Annotated in this window: 16 protein-coding genes; 9 read left to right on the forward strand and 7 right to left on the reverse strand. The window is 58.0% G+C overall.

Annotated features, from left to right (window positions below; translation table 11 throughout):
- Positions 1–85 precede the first annotated feature (85 nt).
- The gene (gene yghB, locus L384_RS18680) at positions 86–745 is read left to right on the forward strand and encodes a DedA family general envelope maintenance protein YghB (protein WP_023323743.1); all 660 of its coding nucleotides are present in this window, start codon (positions 86–88) and stop codon (positions 743–745) included.
- Between the two features lie 43 nt (positions 746–788).
- On the opposite strand, the gene L384_RS18675 is transcribed toward yghB, so the two are convergent.
- Positions 789–1,688, reverse strand: a complete 900-nt coding sequence (locus L384_RS18675) for an AraC family transcriptional regulator (RefSeq protein ID WP_023323744.1) — start codon at positions 1,686–1,688, stop codon at positions 789–791.
- A gap of 195 nt (positions 1,689–1,883) precedes the next feature.
- On the opposite strand from L384_RS18675, the gene yqhD reads away from it, so the two are divergent.
- Together yqhD and dkgA are read left to right on the forward strand one after the other, a co-directional pair.
- A complete protein-coding gene (yqhD, locus tag L384_RS18670; RefSeq protein WP_023323745.1) occupies positions 1,884–3,047 on the forward strand; it encodes an alcohol dehydrogenase in 1,164 nt (387 codons plus the stop codon).
- 105 nt (positions 3,048–3,152) lie between these two features.
- A complete protein-coding gene (gene dkgA, locus L384_RS18665) occupies positions 3,153–3,980 on the forward strand; it encodes a 2,5-didehydrogluconate reductase DkgA (RefSeq protein WP_003862493.1) in 828 nt (275 codons plus the stop codon).
- A gap of 86 nt (positions 3,981–4,066) precedes the next feature.
- On the opposite strand, the gene L384_RS18660 is transcribed toward dkgA, so the two are convergent.
- The 5 genes from L384_RS18660 to L384_RS18640 form a co-directional block, all read right to left on the reverse strand.
- The gene (locus L384_RS18660; protein WP_023323746.1) at positions 4,067–6,241 is read right to left on the reverse strand and encodes a YgiQ family radical SAM protein; all 2,175 of its coding nucleotides are present in this window, start codon (positions 6,239–6,241) and stop codon (positions 4,067–4,069) included.
- Between the two features lie 130 nt (positions 6,242–6,371).
- Positions 6,372–7,784 (reverse strand): cell division protein FtsP, encoded by a 1,413-nt coding sequence (ftsP, locus tag L384_RS18655; protein WP_017384056.1) that lies wholly within the window; start codon positions 7,782–7,784, stop codon positions 6,372–6,374.
- 61 nt (positions 7,785–7,845) lie between these two features.
- The gene (plsC, locus tag L384_RS18650; RefSeq protein ID WP_003862497.1) at positions 7,846–8,583 is read right to left on the reverse strand and encodes a 1-acylglycerol-3-phosphate O-acyltransferase; all 738 of its coding nucleotides are present in this window, start codon (positions 8,581–8,583) and stop codon (positions 7,846–7,848) included.
- Positions 8,584–8,745: 162 nt separating this feature from the next.
- Complete coding sequence (gene parC / locus L384_RS18645) at positions 8,746–11,004, reverse strand: DNA topoisomerase IV subunit A (RefSeq protein WP_003862499.1); 2,259 nt, start codon at positions 11,002–11,004, stop codon at positions 8,746–8,748.
- A gap of 118 nt (positions 11,005–11,122) precedes the next feature.
- A complete protein-coding gene (locus L384_RS18640; protein WP_003862501.1) occupies positions 11,123–11,524 on the reverse strand; it encodes a YgiW/YdeI family stress tolerance OB fold protein in 402 nt (133 codons plus the stop codon).
- Positions 11,525–11,663: 139 nt separating this feature from the next.
- Between L384_RS18640 and qseB the strand changes: the two genes are divergently transcribed.
- The 6 genes from qseB to L384_RS18610 all read left to right on the forward strand — a co-directional run bounded on the left by qseB (position 11,664) and on the right by L384_RS18610 (position 15,859).
- Positions 11,664–12,323, forward strand: a complete 660-nt coding sequence (gene qseB, locus L384_RS18635; RefSeq protein ID WP_023323747.1) for a quorum sensing response regulator transcription factor QseB — start codon at positions 11,664–11,666, stop codon at positions 12,321–12,323.
- On the forward strand, positions 12,320–13,669 hold the full coding sequence (gene qseC / locus L384_RS18630; RefSeq protein ID WP_023323748.1) for a quorum sensing histidine kinase QseC: 1,350 nt from the start codon (positions 12,320–12,322) through the stop codon (positions 13,667–13,669). Before qseB ends, qseC begins: the two co-directional genes overlap by 4 nt.
- A gap of 103 nt (positions 13,670–13,772) precedes the next feature.
- On the forward strand, positions 13,773–14,354 hold the full coding sequence (locus tag L384_RS18625; RefSeq protein ID WP_003862505.1) for an NAD(P)H-dependent oxidoreductase: 582 nt from the start codon (positions 13,773–13,775) through the stop codon (positions 14,352–14,354).
- Positions 14,355–14,384: 30 nt separating this feature from the next.
- On the forward strand, positions 14,385–14,699 hold the full coding sequence (locus L384_RS18620) for a putative quinol monooxygenase (protein WP_003862506.1): 315 nt from the start codon (positions 14,385–14,387) through the stop codon (positions 14,697–14,699).
- A gap of 152 nt (positions 14,700–14,851) precedes the next feature.
- Positions 14,852–15,292 (forward strand): peptidoglycan-binding protein LysM, encoded by a 441-nt coding sequence (lysM, locus tag L384_RS18615; RefSeq protein WP_003862507.1) that lies wholly within the window; start codon positions 14,852–14,854, stop codon positions 15,290–15,292.
- Between the two features lie 39 nt (positions 15,293–15,331).
- The gene (locus tag L384_RS18610) at positions 15,332–15,859 is read left to right on the forward strand and encodes a hypothetical protein (protein WP_003862508.1); all 528 of its coding nucleotides are present in this window, start codon (positions 15,332–15,334) and stop codon (positions 15,857–15,859) included.
- Between the two features lie 12 nt (positions 15,860–15,871).
- On the opposite strand, the gene L384_RS18605 is transcribed toward L384_RS18610, so the two are convergent.
- Positions 15,872–17,059 (reverse strand): glycoside hydrolase family 88 protein, encoded by a 1,188-nt coding sequence (locus tag L384_RS18605; protein ID WP_003862509.1) that lies wholly within the window; start codon positions 17,057–17,059, stop codon positions 15,872–15,874.
- Positions 17,060–17,071 lie beyond the last annotated feature (12 nt).

The raw sequence follows: 17,071 nt of genomic DNA on the forward strand, positions 1-17,071 counted from the left end.
CTGTATGAGATGCGCCTGCGATCAACCCCGACAGGCAAAATTGGGAGTACAATAGCGTTATATCTGCTGTTCCACAGGAAAGTCCATGGCTGTTATTCAAAATATCATCACGGCGCTCTGGCAACACGATTTTGCCGCGCTGGCGGACCCGCATGTCGTCGGGATTGTCTATTTCGTGATGTTCGCGACGCTGTTTCTGGAAAATGGACTACTGCCAGCCTCATTTTTACCCGGTGACAGCCTGCTCCTGCTCGCAGGGGCGTTGATCGGCAAGGGCGTGATGGACTTCGCACCGACAATGGTGATCCTCACCTCTGCGGCCAGTCTCGGCTGTTGGCTGAGCTACCTGCAAGGGCGCTGGCTTGGAAACACCCGCGTGGTGAAAGGCTGGCTGGCGCAGCTGCCGCATAAATATCACCAGCGCGCCACCTGCATGTTTGACCGCCACGGCCTGCTGGCGCTGCTCGCCGGGCGTTTTCTGGCGTTTGTTCGCACCCTGTTGCCTACCATGGCGGGCATATCGGGCCTGTCCAACCGCCGCTTCCAGTTCTTCAACTGGCTGAGCGCCCTGCTCTGGGTGGGCGTGGTCACCACGCTCGGCTACGCGCTGAACATGATCCCGTTTGTTAAGCGCCATGAAGACCAGGTGATGACGTTCCTGATGGTGCTGCCGATATTCCTGCTGGTTGCGGGCCTGGTCGGCACAATCGCGGTGGTGATTAAGAAGAAGTATTGCAGCGCCTGATACCCCATCCTGATTCTCTTCCCGCGGGGAGAGAATCAAAAGCCTAAGCGCCCTGCATCGTTCTGATGCGCGACGCATCTTCCCCCGGCGTGACGCCGAAGTAGCGCTTAAACTCCCGACTAAACTGCGACGCGCTTTCATACCCAACCCGCATCGCCGCGGCGCTGGCCTTCATGCCATCGTGGATCATCAGCATCCGCGCCTTATGTAGACGGTAGGTTTTGAGGTACTGCAACGGCGACGTGCTGGTGACGGATTTAAAGTTATGGTGAAACGCCGAGACGCTCATGTTGGCTTCCGCCGCCAGCTGGTCAACACTGAGGTTTTCCGTGTACTGGCTCTCAATGCGCTTGAGCACGCGGCTAATCAGGCTAAAGTGCGTCTGGCGGCTTACCAGTGCCAGCAGCGCCCCGCCGCCCGGCCCGAGCAGCACATGGTAAAGAATTTCGCGGATAATCTGCTTTCCGAGAATACGCGCATCCAGAGGCCTTTCCATCACGTCTAACAGGCGTTCAATCGCGCAGAGAATTTCCTCCGATAGGGTCGCGGAGTTGATACCGCTTGCCGCCATCGACGGCCGGAAAAGTTCGTCCTCCCCAATATCCATCAGCAGCTCCTGCAACTGGAGGATGTCGACGTTGACGCGGATCCCGGCCAGCGGCACCTCCTCTGTCGCGAAAGTTTCACATTCGAAGGGTAAAGGTACTGTCAGAAGCAGATATTCATTGGTGTCGTAACGGAACACGCGCTCATTGATATAGCCAATCTTATGGCCAGAAAAGAGAAACACGATGCCGGGCTGATACATCACCGGGGTGCGCGTCCCGGGCTGGGTACCGTACAGCAATCGAATATCCGGCAACAGCTCAGCCGAATCATTTCCGTTATCAATCAGTGTGTTAATCTGCGACGTTAGCTGGCGGCAGATGGCATCACGGTTCATTTTCAGTTACTCCGGGTACGGTTTCCGACGCTGACAGTGTGCGCATTTTCTTACCGTTTCTCCAGCGCGCTGTAGAAATGGGCAAGACATCGGCAGGAATGTGCATTGAGAGGATAGCGCCTGCCCGCCACAATGAGCAGCATCAGGTTGCCTTCTGCGCCACCACGATTTTTTACCCACTACAGGGAACAAGCCATGAACAACTTTAATCTTCATACCCCAACCCGCATTCTGTTTGGTAAAAACGCTATCGCTGACCTGCGCGCGCAAATCCCGACGGACGCCCGCGTCCTGATTACCTACGGCGGCGGCAGCGTGAAAAAAACCGGCGTACTGGATCAGGTGTACAGCGCTCTGGAAGGTCTGGACGTGCGCGAGTTCGGCGGTATCGAGCCTAACCCGTCTTATGAAACGCTGATGAACGCGGTAAAAATCGCCCGCGACGAGCAGATCACCTTCCTGCTGGCGGTGGGCGGCGGTTCCGTGCTGGACGGCACCAAATTCATCGCGGCGGCGGCCCATTACGCTGACGGCATCGACCCGTGGCATATTCTGGAAACGGGCGGCAGCGACATCAGCAGTGCGATCCCGATGGGCTCCGTGCTGACGCTGCCGGCCACCGGATCAGAGTCCAACAAAGGCGCGGTCATCTCCCGTAAAACCACCGGTGACAAGCAGGCCTTTATGAACGAACACGTTCAGCCCGTGTTCGCGATCCTCGATCCGGTTTACACCTATACCCTGCCTGCGCGTCAGGTGGCGAACGGCGTGGTCGACGCCTTTGTTCACACCGTTGAGCAGTACGTTACTTACCCGGTAAACGCCAAAATTCAGGATCGTTTCGCGGAAGGCATTCTGCTGACGCTGATTGAAGAAGGTCCGAAAGCGCTGAAAGAGCCTGAAAACTACGACGTGCGTGCCAACGTGATGTGGGCAGCCACCCAGGCGCTGAACGGCCTGATCGGCGCAGGCGTGCCGCAGGACTGGGCTACCCACATGCTCGGCCACGAGCTGACGGCGATGCACGGCCTGGATCACGCCCAGACGCTGGCGGTGGTTCTGCCTGCGCTGTGGAACGAAAAACGTGACGCTAAACGCGCCAAACTGCTCCAGTACGCCGAACGCGTGTGGAACATCACCGACGGTTCCGACGATGCGCGTATCGATGCCGCGATTGAAGCCACCCGTCACTTCTTTGAAAGCCTGGGCGTGCCAACGCGTCTCTCTGGCTACGGCCTGGACGGCAGCTCCATCCCTGCCCTGCTGGCGAAACTGGAAGCACACGGTATGACGCAGATCGGCGAGCATGGCGACATCACCCTTGACGTCAGCCGTCGTATTTACGAAGCGGCACGCTAAGCGTTTTTAGGATCCTGACTTTCGTTTTTTGACATTTCGTCCAGACTTAATGCACATCACATCGCCGGAGGTTCCCTCCGGCGATGAGCACCTGAAGGAGGAAAAATGGCAAACCAAACCGTAATCAAGCTACAGGACGGCAACGTGATGCCCCAGCTGGGGCTAGGTGTATGGAAAGCCGGTAACGACGAGGTCGTCTCCGCCATTCATAAAGCCCTGGAAGTCGGCTATCGGTCCATCGATACCGCCGCCGCCTATAAAAACGAGGACGGCGTGGGAAAAGCGCTTGCCAGCGCCGGCGTTCCCCGGGATGAGCTTTTCATCACCACCAAGCTGTGGAACGACGATCAAAAGCGTCCCCGCGAAGCGTTGCAGGAGAGTCTGGAGAAACTCCAGCTCGATTTCGTCGATCTTTATCTCATGCACTGGCCGGTACCGGCTATCGACCATTACGTTGATGCCTGGAAAGGGATGATTGAACTGCAAAAAGAGGGGCTGATAAAAAGCATCGGCGTCTGTAATTTCCAGGTTCATCATCTGCAACGCCTGATTGATGAAACGGGCGTCGCGCCGGTGATTAACCAGATTGAGCTGCACCCGCTGATGCAGCAGCGCCAGCTTCATTCATGGAACGCCACGCACAAGATCCAGACTGAATCCTGGAGCCCGCTGGCCCAGGGCGGCGAAGGGGTGTTTGACCAGAAAATCATCCGTGAACTGGCGGATAAGTACGGTAAAACCCCGGCGCAGATCGTCATTCGCTGGCATCTGGATAGCGGTCTGGTGGTGATCCCGAAATCGGTCACGCCATCGCGTATCGCCGAGAACTTCGACGTCTGGGATTTCCGCCTGGATAAAGACGAGCTGGGTGAAATTGCGAAGCTGGATCAGGGCAAGCGGCTTGGGCCGGACCCGGATCAGTTTGGCGGGTAATCCCCTCACCCTGCCCTCTCCCCGGAGGGGAGAGGGTTAGACCTGTAGACCCGGTAAGCGCAGCGCCACCGGGTATTGTTACAGGTTTAACCGGTCTTACGTTTTACGTTCTTCTTCGTTCCCGCAACACCATTCGAACGCTGATGCGCAATCGGGGTATGTTTGGTCAGCGCCGGGCGCGTGTTGCGGTTCTGGCGGCGCGCTTCGCGCATCTCTTCCAGCGTTGGCGCAGGCACCAGGCAATCACGACGCGAGCCGATCAGGTGCTTTTTCCCCATCTCTTCCAGCGCCTGACGGATCAGCGGCCAGTTTTTCGGATCGTGATAGCGCAGCAGCGCTTTATGCAGACGGCGCTGTTTATCCCCTTTCGGCACCACCACGTCTTCGCTCTTATAACCAATCTTACTCAGCGGGTTTTTGCCGGTGTAATACATGGTCGTCGAGTTGGCGAGCGGCGACGGGTAGAAGTTCTGCACCTGATCCAGACGGAATCGACGCTGCTTCAGCCACAGCGCCAGATTCACCATGTCTTCATCACGGGTGCCGGGGTGTGCGGAGATGAAGTATGGGATCAGATACTGCTCTTTCCCCGCCTGTTTTGAGTAGGTGTCGAAGAGCTGTTTAAAGCGGTCGTAGCTGCCCATGCCCGGCTTCATCATTTTGGACAGCGGGCCTTCTTCGGTGTGCTCCGGGGCGATCTTCAGATACCCGCCCACGTGGTGCGTCGCCAGCTCTTTAATGTAGCGCGGATCTTCCACAGCGATGTCGTAACGCACGCCGGAGGCGATCAGGATCTTCTTGATGCCTTTCAGGTCACGGGCGCGACGGTAAAGGTTGATCGTCGGCTCGTGGTTGGTGTCCATATGCTCGCAAATGCTCGGATAGACGCAGGAGAGACGACGGCAGGTCTGCTCGGCGCGCGGCGATTTACAGCGCAGCATGTACATGTTGGCCGTTGGTCCACCCAGATCGGAGATCACACCGGTAAAGCCCGGCACCGTGTCGCGAATGGCTTCGATCTCGTTAACAATCGACTCTTCGGAACGGCTCTGAATAATACGGCCTTCGTGTTCGGTGATCGAACAGAAGGAGCACCCGCCGAAGCAGCCGCGCATGATGTTGATCGAGAAACGAATCATCTCGTACGCCGGAATGCGGCTGCTGCCATATGACGGATGCGGTACACGCTTGTACGGCAGAGCAAACACGCTGTCCATCTCTTCGGTAGAGAGCGGGATCGCCGGCGGGTTAACCCAGATATAGCGCTCGCCGTGCTTTTGCATCAGCGCTCGCGCGCAGCCGGGGTTGGTTTCATGGTGTAAGATGCGCGACGCGTGGGCGTAGAGTACTTTATCGCTTTTTACTTTTTCGTAGGACGGCAGCAGCACATAGGTTTTTTCCCACGGCTTCGGACGCGGCGGCTGCACCACCACGGCTTTTGCTTCCGCTTTCTTCGGCTCAACCGGTTTGTTATCCGCGCACGGCAGATCGTCACCGTACGGATGCGGGATAGGATCGATTTTGCCCGGCATATCGATAATGCGGGAATCCACCCCGCTCCAGCCCGGCAGCGCCTCTTTCACCATGATCGCGGTGTTGCGCACGTCGCGGATCTCGCTGACCGCTTCGCCCTGCGCCAGACGGTGTGCCACCTCTACCAGCGGACGCTCACCGTTACCGAAGATCAGCATGTCGGCTTTCGAATCCACCAGCACCGAACGGCGCACGGTGTCGGACCAGTAGTCATAGTGTGCGGTACGGCGCAGGCTCGCTTCGATGCCGCCCAGGATCACCGGCACGTCTTTCCATGCTTCTTTGCATCGCTGGGTGTAGACGAGGGTCGCGCGGTCGGGACGTTTACCCGCCACGTTGTCAGCCGTATAAGCGTCGTCATGGCGCAGCTTACGGTCGGCGGTGTAGCGGTTGATCATGGAGTCCATGTTGCCTGCGGTCACGCCGAAGAACAGGTTCGGCTTGCCCAGACGCATAAAGTCGTCTTTGCTGTTCCAGTCAGGCTGGGAGATGATCCCCACGCGGAAGCCCTGGGCTTCAAGCATACGGCCGCAGATCGCCATGCCAAAGCTCGGGTGATCGACATACGCATCGCCCGTCACCAGAATGATATCGCAGCTGTCCCAGCCCAGTTGATCCATCTCTTCCCGGGACATCGGCAGGAACGGCGCCGGTCCAAAGCAGGCTGCCCAGTACTGGGGCCAGGAGAAGAGGTCGCGATCCGGCTGGATCAGGGAAATAGCGCTCATAATGCTTCCGAAGAAAAAATAGACAAAAGGAGCGGGATTATACGCTGGTTTACCGGGGGAAATGAAGGGGTATTGTGCGGGCTGTTGCCCTCACCCCAACCCTCTCCCACAGGGAGAGGGAGAAAGTGTTTTACGGTGCCGGATTCACCAGCATCTGCCCTACCGATCCCCTGTCCATCATCTCCAGGGTCTGGCTGTGGAACAGGAACGGGAAGTGCGGCCAGGAAGGCTGGCCGTAGTAGACGAGCAGTTCGACCTGGCCATCCACCCAGACGGTATCTTTCCAGCCCCTGTCTTCCGGGAACGGCATCGCCCCGTTGACGTTGCGGATCAGGAATGACACCCCTTCAATATGGAACGACTGCGGCATCTCCGAGCGGACGGTCCAGCGCTCCCAGGTTCCCTGCTGGGCGGTGATATCAATGCGGTTTACGTCCCACAGCGCGCCGTTGATGCCCGGATCGTCGCCAAGGCTGATATCGCGACTGCGTACTGCCGGGCCGGTCACAATTTCCTGCGGTAGCAGGCGCATCGGCAGGCTGTCGGTCACCAGCGGCAACAGGCCGGTCGGGCGCAGCGTCAGCACCAGCGTGGAGACCAGCACGCTCGACGGTTCAAAGAAGCCGCGAATACGGTCAACAATGCTTGCCGCTTCGCCGCAGGTCACGGACACTTCATCCCCGTTGGTCATATCCACGAGGATTTCACGACGTTCGCCTGGCGCCAGCGCCAGCTGCTTCACCGACACCGGCGCAGGTAATAACCCCTGATCGCCTGAAATCACGTGCAGCGCGCGGCCGTCGCTCATCTGCAACTGGTAGCGGCGCGAGTTAGAGGCATTCAGCAGACGCAGGCGCACCCAGCCACGAGACACTTCGACATACGGGCTTTGCGCGCCGTTAACCAGCAGCGTATCGCCCACAAAGCCACCGCTGCCCGGCTCGCTGTACTCCGGGGTACCAAAGTTATCCAGTCGCTTATCCTGAATAATGATCGGGAAATCATCGACGCCGTAGTGATTCGGGATCGGCAGCGTTTTACTGACCTCATCTTCAATCAGCCACATTCCGGCCAGGCCGTTGTAGACCTGCTGGGCGGTGCGGTTCGGGGTATTGGCGTGATACCACAATGTCGCCGCGCTCTGACGAATCGGGAGGACGGGCGCCCAGTCGGCATTCGGCGACATCATGCGTGCCGCGCCGCCAATCAGCGGCCCCGGCACCTGCAAACCACTGACGGTCATCGCGACATTTTCCGTCGTACGGTTGCTGTAGATGAGCTTAACGTCATCGCCATTCCACACGCGAATGGTCGGCCCGAGGTAGCGTCCGTTAATGCCCCATACCTGCGCGCGCGTTCCCTGGGTAAAGGACCAGTGGCTACGCTGAAGCGTGAGGAATAGCGGCTGCCCGCGACGGGATTCAATCAACGGCGGAATAGGCAGCGGCTGTTGCTGCCCGGCGGCGCTGGCTGTCCGCGGCATCGCACCCGCACAAAGGGCGATACCCGAAGCCTGAATAAACTGACGCCGACTGAGTGACATATAAGCTCCATCTGAAACGACTAACAACGCGGGAATTCGTTTTCCCTTACACGACACCGGGTTAAATCTTACCGGCGGCTTCTCGCTCTGCAACTTCTTTATCGAGCTGCGCAATATGCTGAGCCATCAGCTCGCGGCAGTGCGTGGCCAGCTCGCGCACCTGGTCTTTACCGTATTTAGAGGTATCTACCGGCGGCAGCATTTCGACAATGACCAGTCCGTTATTCAGACGGTTAAGATTAATCTTATTCGATGTATTGGAAACACACACGGGAATAATTGGAACGCCAGCCGCAATTGCAGCATGAAACGCGCCGGTCTTGAACGGCAGCAGGCCGCGACCACGGCTGCGCGTCCCTTCCGGGAACATCCAGATGGAAATCCGGCGCTTTTTAAACTGATCCACCACTTCCGCAATGGTGCCATGCGCTTTGGCGCGGTTGTTGCGGTCAATCAGCAAGTTACCGGTGAGCCAGTACAGCTGGCCGAAAAAGGGGATCCACAGCAGGCTTTTTTTGCCCACGGTTACGGTCGGCGGAAGAACAATATTTGAGGCCGTCACCATATCGTAGTTGTTCTGATGGTTAGCGATATAGATGGCGTTACCGAAATTCTCCGCCCCTTCAGGCAGACGCTTTTCAACCTTCAGGCCAAACAGCGGCGCAAGACGACCAAACATGTGGCCAAACGTCGCGACATGCTTTGGGTTACGCGGGCTGAACAGGCAATAAATCGATCCGAAAATACAGACCAGAATGCAATAAATAACGGTAAGAATGAGACGAACAATGTATAGCATAGCGACCTCTGAAGCCCTGACAGCTGACAATTATACTTCACCTGTGGCCAGGTAAGGACTTTATTACGAGCGCGTATTGTTAATCGCAACGCACGAATTAACAACGTTTTTACGGGAAATTTTATGGTAATACCCCCTCCGGAAAGAGGGGGATGAAACAGGTTACTCTTCGCTGTCGTCCGCTTTGCTGCGCGCCGGCGAGTCAATCTCCACGCGGTCGATTCGCTGGAGGCCGCGCATCAGTGAGCCGCGACGTCCGCGCTCACCCACCACCTTCTGCAACTCTTCCGGACGCAGTTTGATTTTACGCTTGCCGACATGAATGGTCAGCGTGCTCTGCGGCGGCAGCAGGAAGAGATGCGCGAGGCTATCTTCGCCTTTTGCCGCTTCCGCTGACGGGATACTGATGATCTTGTTGCCCTTGCCTTTCGACAGCTCCGGCAAATCGCTGACCGGGAACATCAGCATACGTCCGGCAGCGGTGATCGCCAGCAGCATGTCGCTTTCGTTCTCGATGATCAGCGGCGGCATGACGTGTGCGTTATCCGGCAGGCTAATCAGCGCTTTACCGGCACGGTTACGCGACACCAGATCGTTGAAGGTACAGATAAAGCCGTAGCCCGCATCAGACGCCATCAGCAGTTTTTGATCGTCGGCTTCCATCAGCATATGCTCAACCGTGGCACCCGGCGGCAGCGTCAGCTTACCGGTGAGCGGTTCGCCCTGGCCGCGCGCAGACGGCAGCGTGATCGGGTCGATGGCGTAGCTGCGGCCCGTGGAGTCGATGAACGCCACCGGCTGGTTACTCTTGCCCTTCACCGCCGCCTTGAAGCTGTCACCGGATTTGTAGCTCAGACCCGGCGCGTCGATATCGTGGCCTTTGGCGCTACGCACCCAACCGCTCTGGGAAAGCACGATGGTCACCGGCTCGGACGGCAGCATGTCGTGCTCGTTCATCGCCTTCGCCTCTTCGCGCTCGTGCAGCGGAGAACGTCGGTCGTCGCCAAAGGCGTCGGCATCGGCCTGCAACTCTTTCTTCAGCAGGGTGTTCATCTTGCGCTCGGACGCCAGAATCGCCTGAAGCTGATCGCGCTCTTTTTCCAGCTCGTTCTGCTCGCCTCGGATCTTCATCTCTTCCAGTCTGGCGAGATGGCGCAATTTCAGTTCGAGGATCGCTTCGGCCTGGGTTTCGCTGATGCCAAAGCGCGACATCAGGGCAGGCTTAGGTTCGTCCTCGGTACGAATGATCTCGATCACTTCGTCAATGTTGAGGAACGCCACCAGCAAACCTTCGAGGATATGCAGGCGCTTAAGCACTTTTTCCAGGCGATGGTTCAGACGACGGCGCACCGTATCGCGGCGGAAGGCCAGCCATTCGGTAAGGATCTCCAGCAGGTTTTTCACCGCCGGACGACCGTCCAGACCAATCATGTTCAGGTTGATGCGGTAGCTTTTTTCCAGATCGGTAGTGGCGAACAGGTGGTTCATCACCTGCTCCATGTCCACGCGGTTAGAACGCGGCACAATCACCAGACGGGTCGGGTTTTCGTGGTCCGATTCGTCGCGCAGGTCGTCCACCATCGGCAGCTTTTTATTGCGCATCTGGGAGGCGATCTGCTCCAGCACCTTCGCACCGGACACCTGGTGCGGCAGCGCGGTGATCACCACGGCACCATCCTCTTTATTCCACACCGCGCGCATGCGCACGGAGCCGCGACCGTTCTGGTAGATTTTGCGGATTTCCGCACGCGAGGTGATGATCTCGGCTTCGGTCGGATAGTCCGGCCCCTGCACGATATCCAGCAGATCGTCCAGCGAGGTTTTTGGCTGCTCAATCAGGGTGATGGCCGCTTTTGCCACTTCACGCAGGTTGTGCGGCGGAATGTCCGTCGCCATGCCCACGGCGATACCGGTCGTGCCGTTCAGCAGGATGTTCGGCAGACGCGCAGGCAGCATTTTCGGCTCCTGCATCGTACCGTCGAAGTTTGGCACCCAGTCGACCGTGCCCTGCCCCAGCTCGCCCAACAGCACTTCGGCATATTTAGACAGGCGAGATTCGGTATAACGCATTGCCGCGAAGGATTTCGGATCGTCCGGCGCCCCCCAGTTCCCCTGGCCATCCACCAGCGGATAGCGATAAGAAAACGGCTGGGCCATCAGCACCATCGCTTCATAGCAGGCGCTGTCGCCGTGCGGATGGTATTTACCCAGCACGTCGCCGACGGTACGGGCGGATTTCTTAAACTTGGCGGTAGCGTTCAGCCCCAGTTCGGACATCGCATAGACGATGCGGCGCTGAACGGGCTTCAGGCCATCCCCGATAAACGGCAACGCCCTGTCCATGATGACGTACATGGAGTAGTTCAGGTAGGCATTTTCCGTGAATTCATGTAGCGCGAGGCGCTCTGCCATATCGCTCATTACGTGTGATTCCTCAACTCAGAAACCGATGGGTTTCAGGCAATATTGCCGCAGATACTACCTCATCTGGCGAGTTGAGTCACAAAGAAAAAGGGCCGCTCATGCGGCCCTTTCCGGGTTATTTGTTCAGCTTGATAACCTGCTTCACGTCGATTTCAAACTCGTTCCAGTCTTTATCGATTTTACCCTGGAGTTCGACTTTATCCTGGGGCGTCACCGTCACGCCGTTCCAGCGCTTGTGGTCGATCTCCACCACCACCGTGCCGCTTTCATCGCGGAAGGTGTAACGGTCATCGGACAGGCGCTCGGTAATGTTCCCGCGCAGCTTCACCCAGGCATCGTCCTTCAGGTCTTTCACTTTAGCCGCGGTGGTGAGGTTGGCGTTGTTATCGACAAAGCCACCCTGCTGGGTTTGCGTCTGATTCTGTGTCGCAGATGGGCCAGAGAAGCCACCCTGTGCAGCAAAGACAGGGGCCGTGGTCATCATCATGATGGCAGCAATTGCAGCGAATTTTTTCATCTTTATCTCTCCCTTTAATGTCGTTTCACAATCCATTAAACAGGGTAAACCTTAACAACTTCTTAAGGGGAAAATTTATTTATTTTTACTGTACAGCAGGCGCTTGCAGAAGGTTTACTGACGGCATCAAGGAGGAAATATGCGCATTTTACTGGTAGAAGACGACAAGCTCATTGGCGACGGCATCAAAGCGGGCTTAAGCAAAATGGGCTTTAACGTGGACTGGTTTACCGACGGGAAAACCGGGCAGGCGGCCCTGTACACCGCGCCGTATGATGCCGTGGTGCTTGATCTGACGCTGCCGGAAATCGACGGGCTTGAGATCCTGCGCGCCTGGCGCGAAAGCGGAAAGAGCGAACCGGTGCTGATCCTGACCGCGCGGGATGCGCTGAATCAGCGCGTCGAAGGGTTACGCCTGGGGGCGGATGATTACCTGTGTAAGCCGTTCGCGCTGATTGAAGTGGCGGCCCGCCTCGAAGCGCTGGTACGCCGCAGCCACGGTCAGGCGCGCAGCGAGTTGCGTCACGGCAAGGTCACGCTCGATCCGGCAAGCCTTGTCGCCACGCTGGAGGGCGAAACGCTGGTGCTCAAACCCAAAGAGTTCGCCCTGCTGGAACTGCTGATGCGCAACGCGGGCCGCGTGCTGCCGCGCAAGGCCATCGAGGAGAAGCTCTACAACTGGGATGATGACGTCTCCAGCAACGCTGTCGAAGTCCACGTTCATCATTTACGCCGCAAGCTCGGCAGCGACTTTATCCGCACCGTGCACGGCATCGGTTATACCCTGGGTGACGCATGAAACTGACCCAACGCCTGAGCCTGAAGCTGCGCCTGACGCTCCTCTTTTTGCTGCTGTCCCTGGCGGCCTGGTTTGCCGCAAGCGTGGTGGCCTGGCACCAGACGACCGACAAGCTCGATAAGCTGTTCGATACCCAGCAGATGCTGTTTGCCAAACGGCTGCTGACGATGGACGTGGACGAACTTCGCGCCCCGGAACGCATGCGCGAGGTGCCGAAAAAAGCCAAACACGGCCATCTTGACGACGATGCGCTGGCCTTCGCAATCTTCACCGCCGACGGCAGCATGGTGCTTAACGACGGCGAAAACGGGCGCGACATACCTTACCTCTACCGCCGGGACGGGTTTGATGACGGTCGGTTGCAGGATGACAACGACGAATGGCGTTTCCTGTGGCTGACTTCTCCGGACGGGAAATACCGCGTGGTGGTTGGCCAGGAGTGGGAGTACCGACAGGATATGGCGCTGGACGTGGTCAGCTCGCAGCTGACGCCGTGGCTGGTGGCGCTGCCCGTAATGCTGCTGTTGCTGATTGTCCTGCTGAGCCGGGAACTGAAACCGCTGAAAAACCTGGCGCAGACCCTGCGCTCGCGCTCCCCGGATGCGACCGATACGCTGCCCACCCACGGCGTGCCGACGGAGGTTCGCCCCCTGCTTGATGCGCTTAACCATCTTTTCGCCCGTACGCAGGAGATGATGGCCCGCGAGCGTCGCTTCACCTCGGATGCCGCCCATGAGTTGCGCAGCCCGCTGGCCGCGCTGAAGGTGCAAACCGACGTGGCGCAGCTTTCCCTTGACGATCCCGGGGCGCAGTCTAAAGCGCTGGGGCAATTGCATGCAGGCATCGACCGCGCCTCCCGGCTGGTGGATCAGCTTCTCACCCTGTCGCGCCTGGATTCACTGGATAATCTTGATGACGTCGAACCCGTGATGATGGCTGATTTGCTGCAATCCGCGGTGCTGGATATCTGGCATCCGGCGCAGCAGGCGGGCATTGATGTTCGGCTCAACGTTAATGCGCCCGAGGTGATGCGTCACGGACAGCCGCTACTGCTGAGTCTGCTGGCGCGAAACCTGCTGGACAACGCCGTTCGTTACAGCCCGCGCGGCAGCGTGGTGGACGTGACGCTGAACACCCAAAGCTTTACCGTGCGCGACAACGGCCCGGGCATTTCAACCGATGCGCTGACGCGTCTCGGCGAGCGCTTTTATCGTCCACCGGGCCAGGACGCCACTGGCAGCGGTCTGGGGTTGTCTATCGTCATGCGTATCGCGGCGTTGCACGGGATGCGCGTCTCGCTGGGCAATGCGCCGGAAGGGGGTTTTGCGGTGACCGTCAGCTGGTAAGATTATTGCGCTGAGCGCAAAAGACTTTGCACATTTTGCTTATTTTTCCGCTCCGTCCTCGCGCGTAGAATACCCGGCATACTCTCATCATCGAGGACAAATAATGAGCAACATTCTGATTATCAACGGCGCGAAAGAATTTGCGCACTCTAAAGGCCAGCTGAATGACACCCTGACCGAGGTCGCGGATGGTTTCCTGCGCGACGCCGGACATGATGTTAAGGTCGTGCGCGCGGACAGCGATTACGACGTGAAGGCCGAAGTGCAGAACTTCCTGTGGGCCGACGTGGTGATCTGGCAGATGCCGGGCTGGTGGATGGGCGCACCGTGGACCGTGAAAAAATACATGGACGATGTGTTTACCGAAGGTCACGGTTCGCTGTATGCCAGCGACGGTCGTACCCGTTCAGATGCGTCTAAAAAATACGGTTCCGGCGGTCTGATTCAGGGCAAAAAATATATGCTCTCCCTGACCTGGAACGCGCCTCTCGAAGCGTTCACCGAGAACGATCAGTTCTTTGAAGGCGTGGGCGTAGACGGCGCGTATCTGCCGTTCCACAAGGCGAATCAGTTCCTGGGAATGGAGCCGCTGCCGACCTTTATCGTCAACGACGTAATTAAAATGCCGGACGTCCCGCGCTATATCGCAGAATATCGCAAGCATCTCGCGGAAATTTTTGCTTAACTGGTAGCCTGGAATTAGAAGGAGTTAATTATGCTTACCGTTATTGCTGAAATCCGTACGCGTCCTGGCCAACATCACCGCCAGGCAGTACTGGATGAGTTCGCGAAGATCATCCCGACCGTACTGAAAGAAGAAGGCTGCCACGGCTACGCGCCGATGGTAGACGCCGCCACAAGCGCAAGCTTCCAGGCGACCGCGCCAGACTCTATCATCATGGTGGAGCAGTGGGAAACCGTCGCGCACCTTGAAGCCCATTTGCAGACCGCGCATATGAAAGCGTGGAGCGACGCGGTGAAAGGGGACGTTCTGGAAACCCACATCCGTATTCTGGAGCAAGGGGTTTAAGTTCTGTGAAATTTGCCGGGTGGCACTACGTTTACCCGGCCTACAACTTTCCCCCGCAGGCCCGGTAAGCGGTAACGCCACCGGGCTTTTTTTATCACCTTACCGCTCAACTGCTATGCTTATTCTGACTTAATGTTTAACAGGAGGATGGAATGGGTCTTTTTAACTTCGTGAAAGAAGCAGGCGAAAAGCTTTGGGACAACCTGACCGATCATAAGGGTCAGAGCGACAAAATCACCGAGCACCTCAAGAAACTCAACATTCCCGGTTCCGATAAAGTTCAGGTTAACGTCACCGACGGCAAAGCCAGCGTAACGGGCGACGGGCTAACGCAGGAGCAGAAAGAAAAAATCCAGGTCGCCGTCGGCAACATCGCGGGCGTCAGCGAGGTGGAGAACAATATCACCGCGACAGACGCCAAAGATGAAGCAACCTACTATACGGTGAAATCCGGCGATACCCTGAGCGCCATCTCTAAAACCGTGTACGGCGATGCCAATCAGTACAACAAGATCTTTGAGGCGAACCGCCCGATGCTCTCCAGCCCGGATAAAATTTATCCCGGCCAGACGCTGCGTATTCCTAAGGCATAACGTCTGAGGCTATTGGTTCACGTCGCGCAGAGGAACAGCATGAAAATCGCTTGTCTTGGCTGGGGCTCGTTAATCTGGAAAAGCGGCGCGCTACCGGTAGCCGGTGAGTGGCAAACCGACGGGCCTTCTTTGCCCGTCGAGTTCTGTCGGGTCAGTGATGGCGGTGAACTGGCGACCGCCATCTGTATGAACGCGCCCGCCCTGCCTGTGCTTTGGGTATGGCTGAATGCGACTTCGCTGAGCGTGGCCACTCAGGCCCTGCGCGAGCGGGAGGCCATTCCTGACGATCGTTGCGATGGTATCGGCTCGCTGCTGATAGCCGGACGCAACGCGGGAGCGATCTCGACATGGGCGAGGGAGAGAGGAATTGAGGCGCTCATCTGGACCGGGCTTCCGCCGAGAAGCGCGTCGCAGGAAGGCAGGGTTCCTGCCGTGGACGAGGCCATCGCTTATCTCGACAGCCTCAGCGGACAGACCCGCAGCCATGCGCGGGACTATATTTGCCGCGTGCCTGCGCAGCTTGATACGCCCTACCGGCGCGCCATTAAAGAGGTGCTTGGGTGGTGATACCGCTGCCCGTTACCAGTACAGCTTCCAGCTCTGGGTGAAGCGCACCAGCGCCTCGACGTAGAAGTAATCGCCCCAGCTCGCGCACTCATCCACGCCTTTATTGCTCGCCAGGTGATACACCGAGTGCTTAAGCAGCCCGTTGCCCTTCTCTTCTTTGCCCATCAGATAGTGCTTTGTCAGCGTGGACATAATCCCTTTCGCCCATTCGAGGTAACGTTCGCGATCCGGATCTGTGACCGGCAGTTGTTTCACCAGCTCCAGCAGCCCACATACCGCAATCGCCGCCGAGGAAGAGTCACGCAGTGCGTCGGTGCCCACCAGCGCCAGATCCCAGTGGCAGACGTAGTCTTCCGGCAGGCGATTGAGGAAGTAGTTCGCCAGCCGTTTTGACAGAGCGATCATCGTTTCATCGCCGGTATAGATATAGCTCAGCAGGAAGCCGTAAATGCCCCAAGCCTGCCCGCGCGACCAGCAGGAGTCGTCGGCGTAGCCCTGCTGGGTGTTGCCGTAGCGCGGTGCGCCGGTTGCTACATCCATATAGTAGGTGTGGAAGGTGGAGGCATCGTCACGAATGAGATACGTCGCCGCCTGCATGACGTGCGCTTTTGCGGCGTCGGCAAAGCGCGGATCGCCCGTCTGCTCTGTTGCCCAGTAGAGCAGCGGCAGGTTCATGTTGCAGTCGATGATCATTCGCCCGGCCTGCTCCGGATCGGAGAGATCGCCCCACGCCTGGATGATCTTCGCCTTCTCGTGGAAGCGTTCCAGCAGGGCTTCCGCCGCCAGCAGCGAGAAGCCGCGCGCCTCGCGGTTTCCGGTCAGCCGCCACGCGGCTACGCAGGAGAGCGTGTAAAGGAAGCCTAAATCGTGGGTATTGGTGTCGTTGCGCCCGGCGATGCGCAGGCCAAACGAGCGCACGTGTTTTTCCGCCATCGCACGGAATTTTTCCTCGCCGCTCATCTCCCACGCCAGCCACAGCTGCCCGGTCCAGAAGCTGGTGGTCCACTCCACGTTGTCAGTCAGCGGATAAAAACCGTTCTGGCAGGTTTCCGCCGGGAATTTGTCGCCGAACTCCGTTAAATGACGGCTAATCAGGTCCAGAACGTGGCTGCGCGCCGAATTCAGTTCATCGCTGAATGCGCGGGAGTCAACGGGCGCAGCGATAACAGGCAGGCGTTCTTCTTTGATACGACTTAACATATTTCGGTTCCT

The sequence above is a fragment of the Enterobacter sp. MGH 38 genome (genome assembly GCF_000492855.1).
Taxonomy (GTDB): domain Bacteria; phylum Pseudomonadota; class Gammaproteobacteria; order Enterobacterales; family Enterobacteriaceae; genus Enterobacter; species Enterobacter hormaechei_C.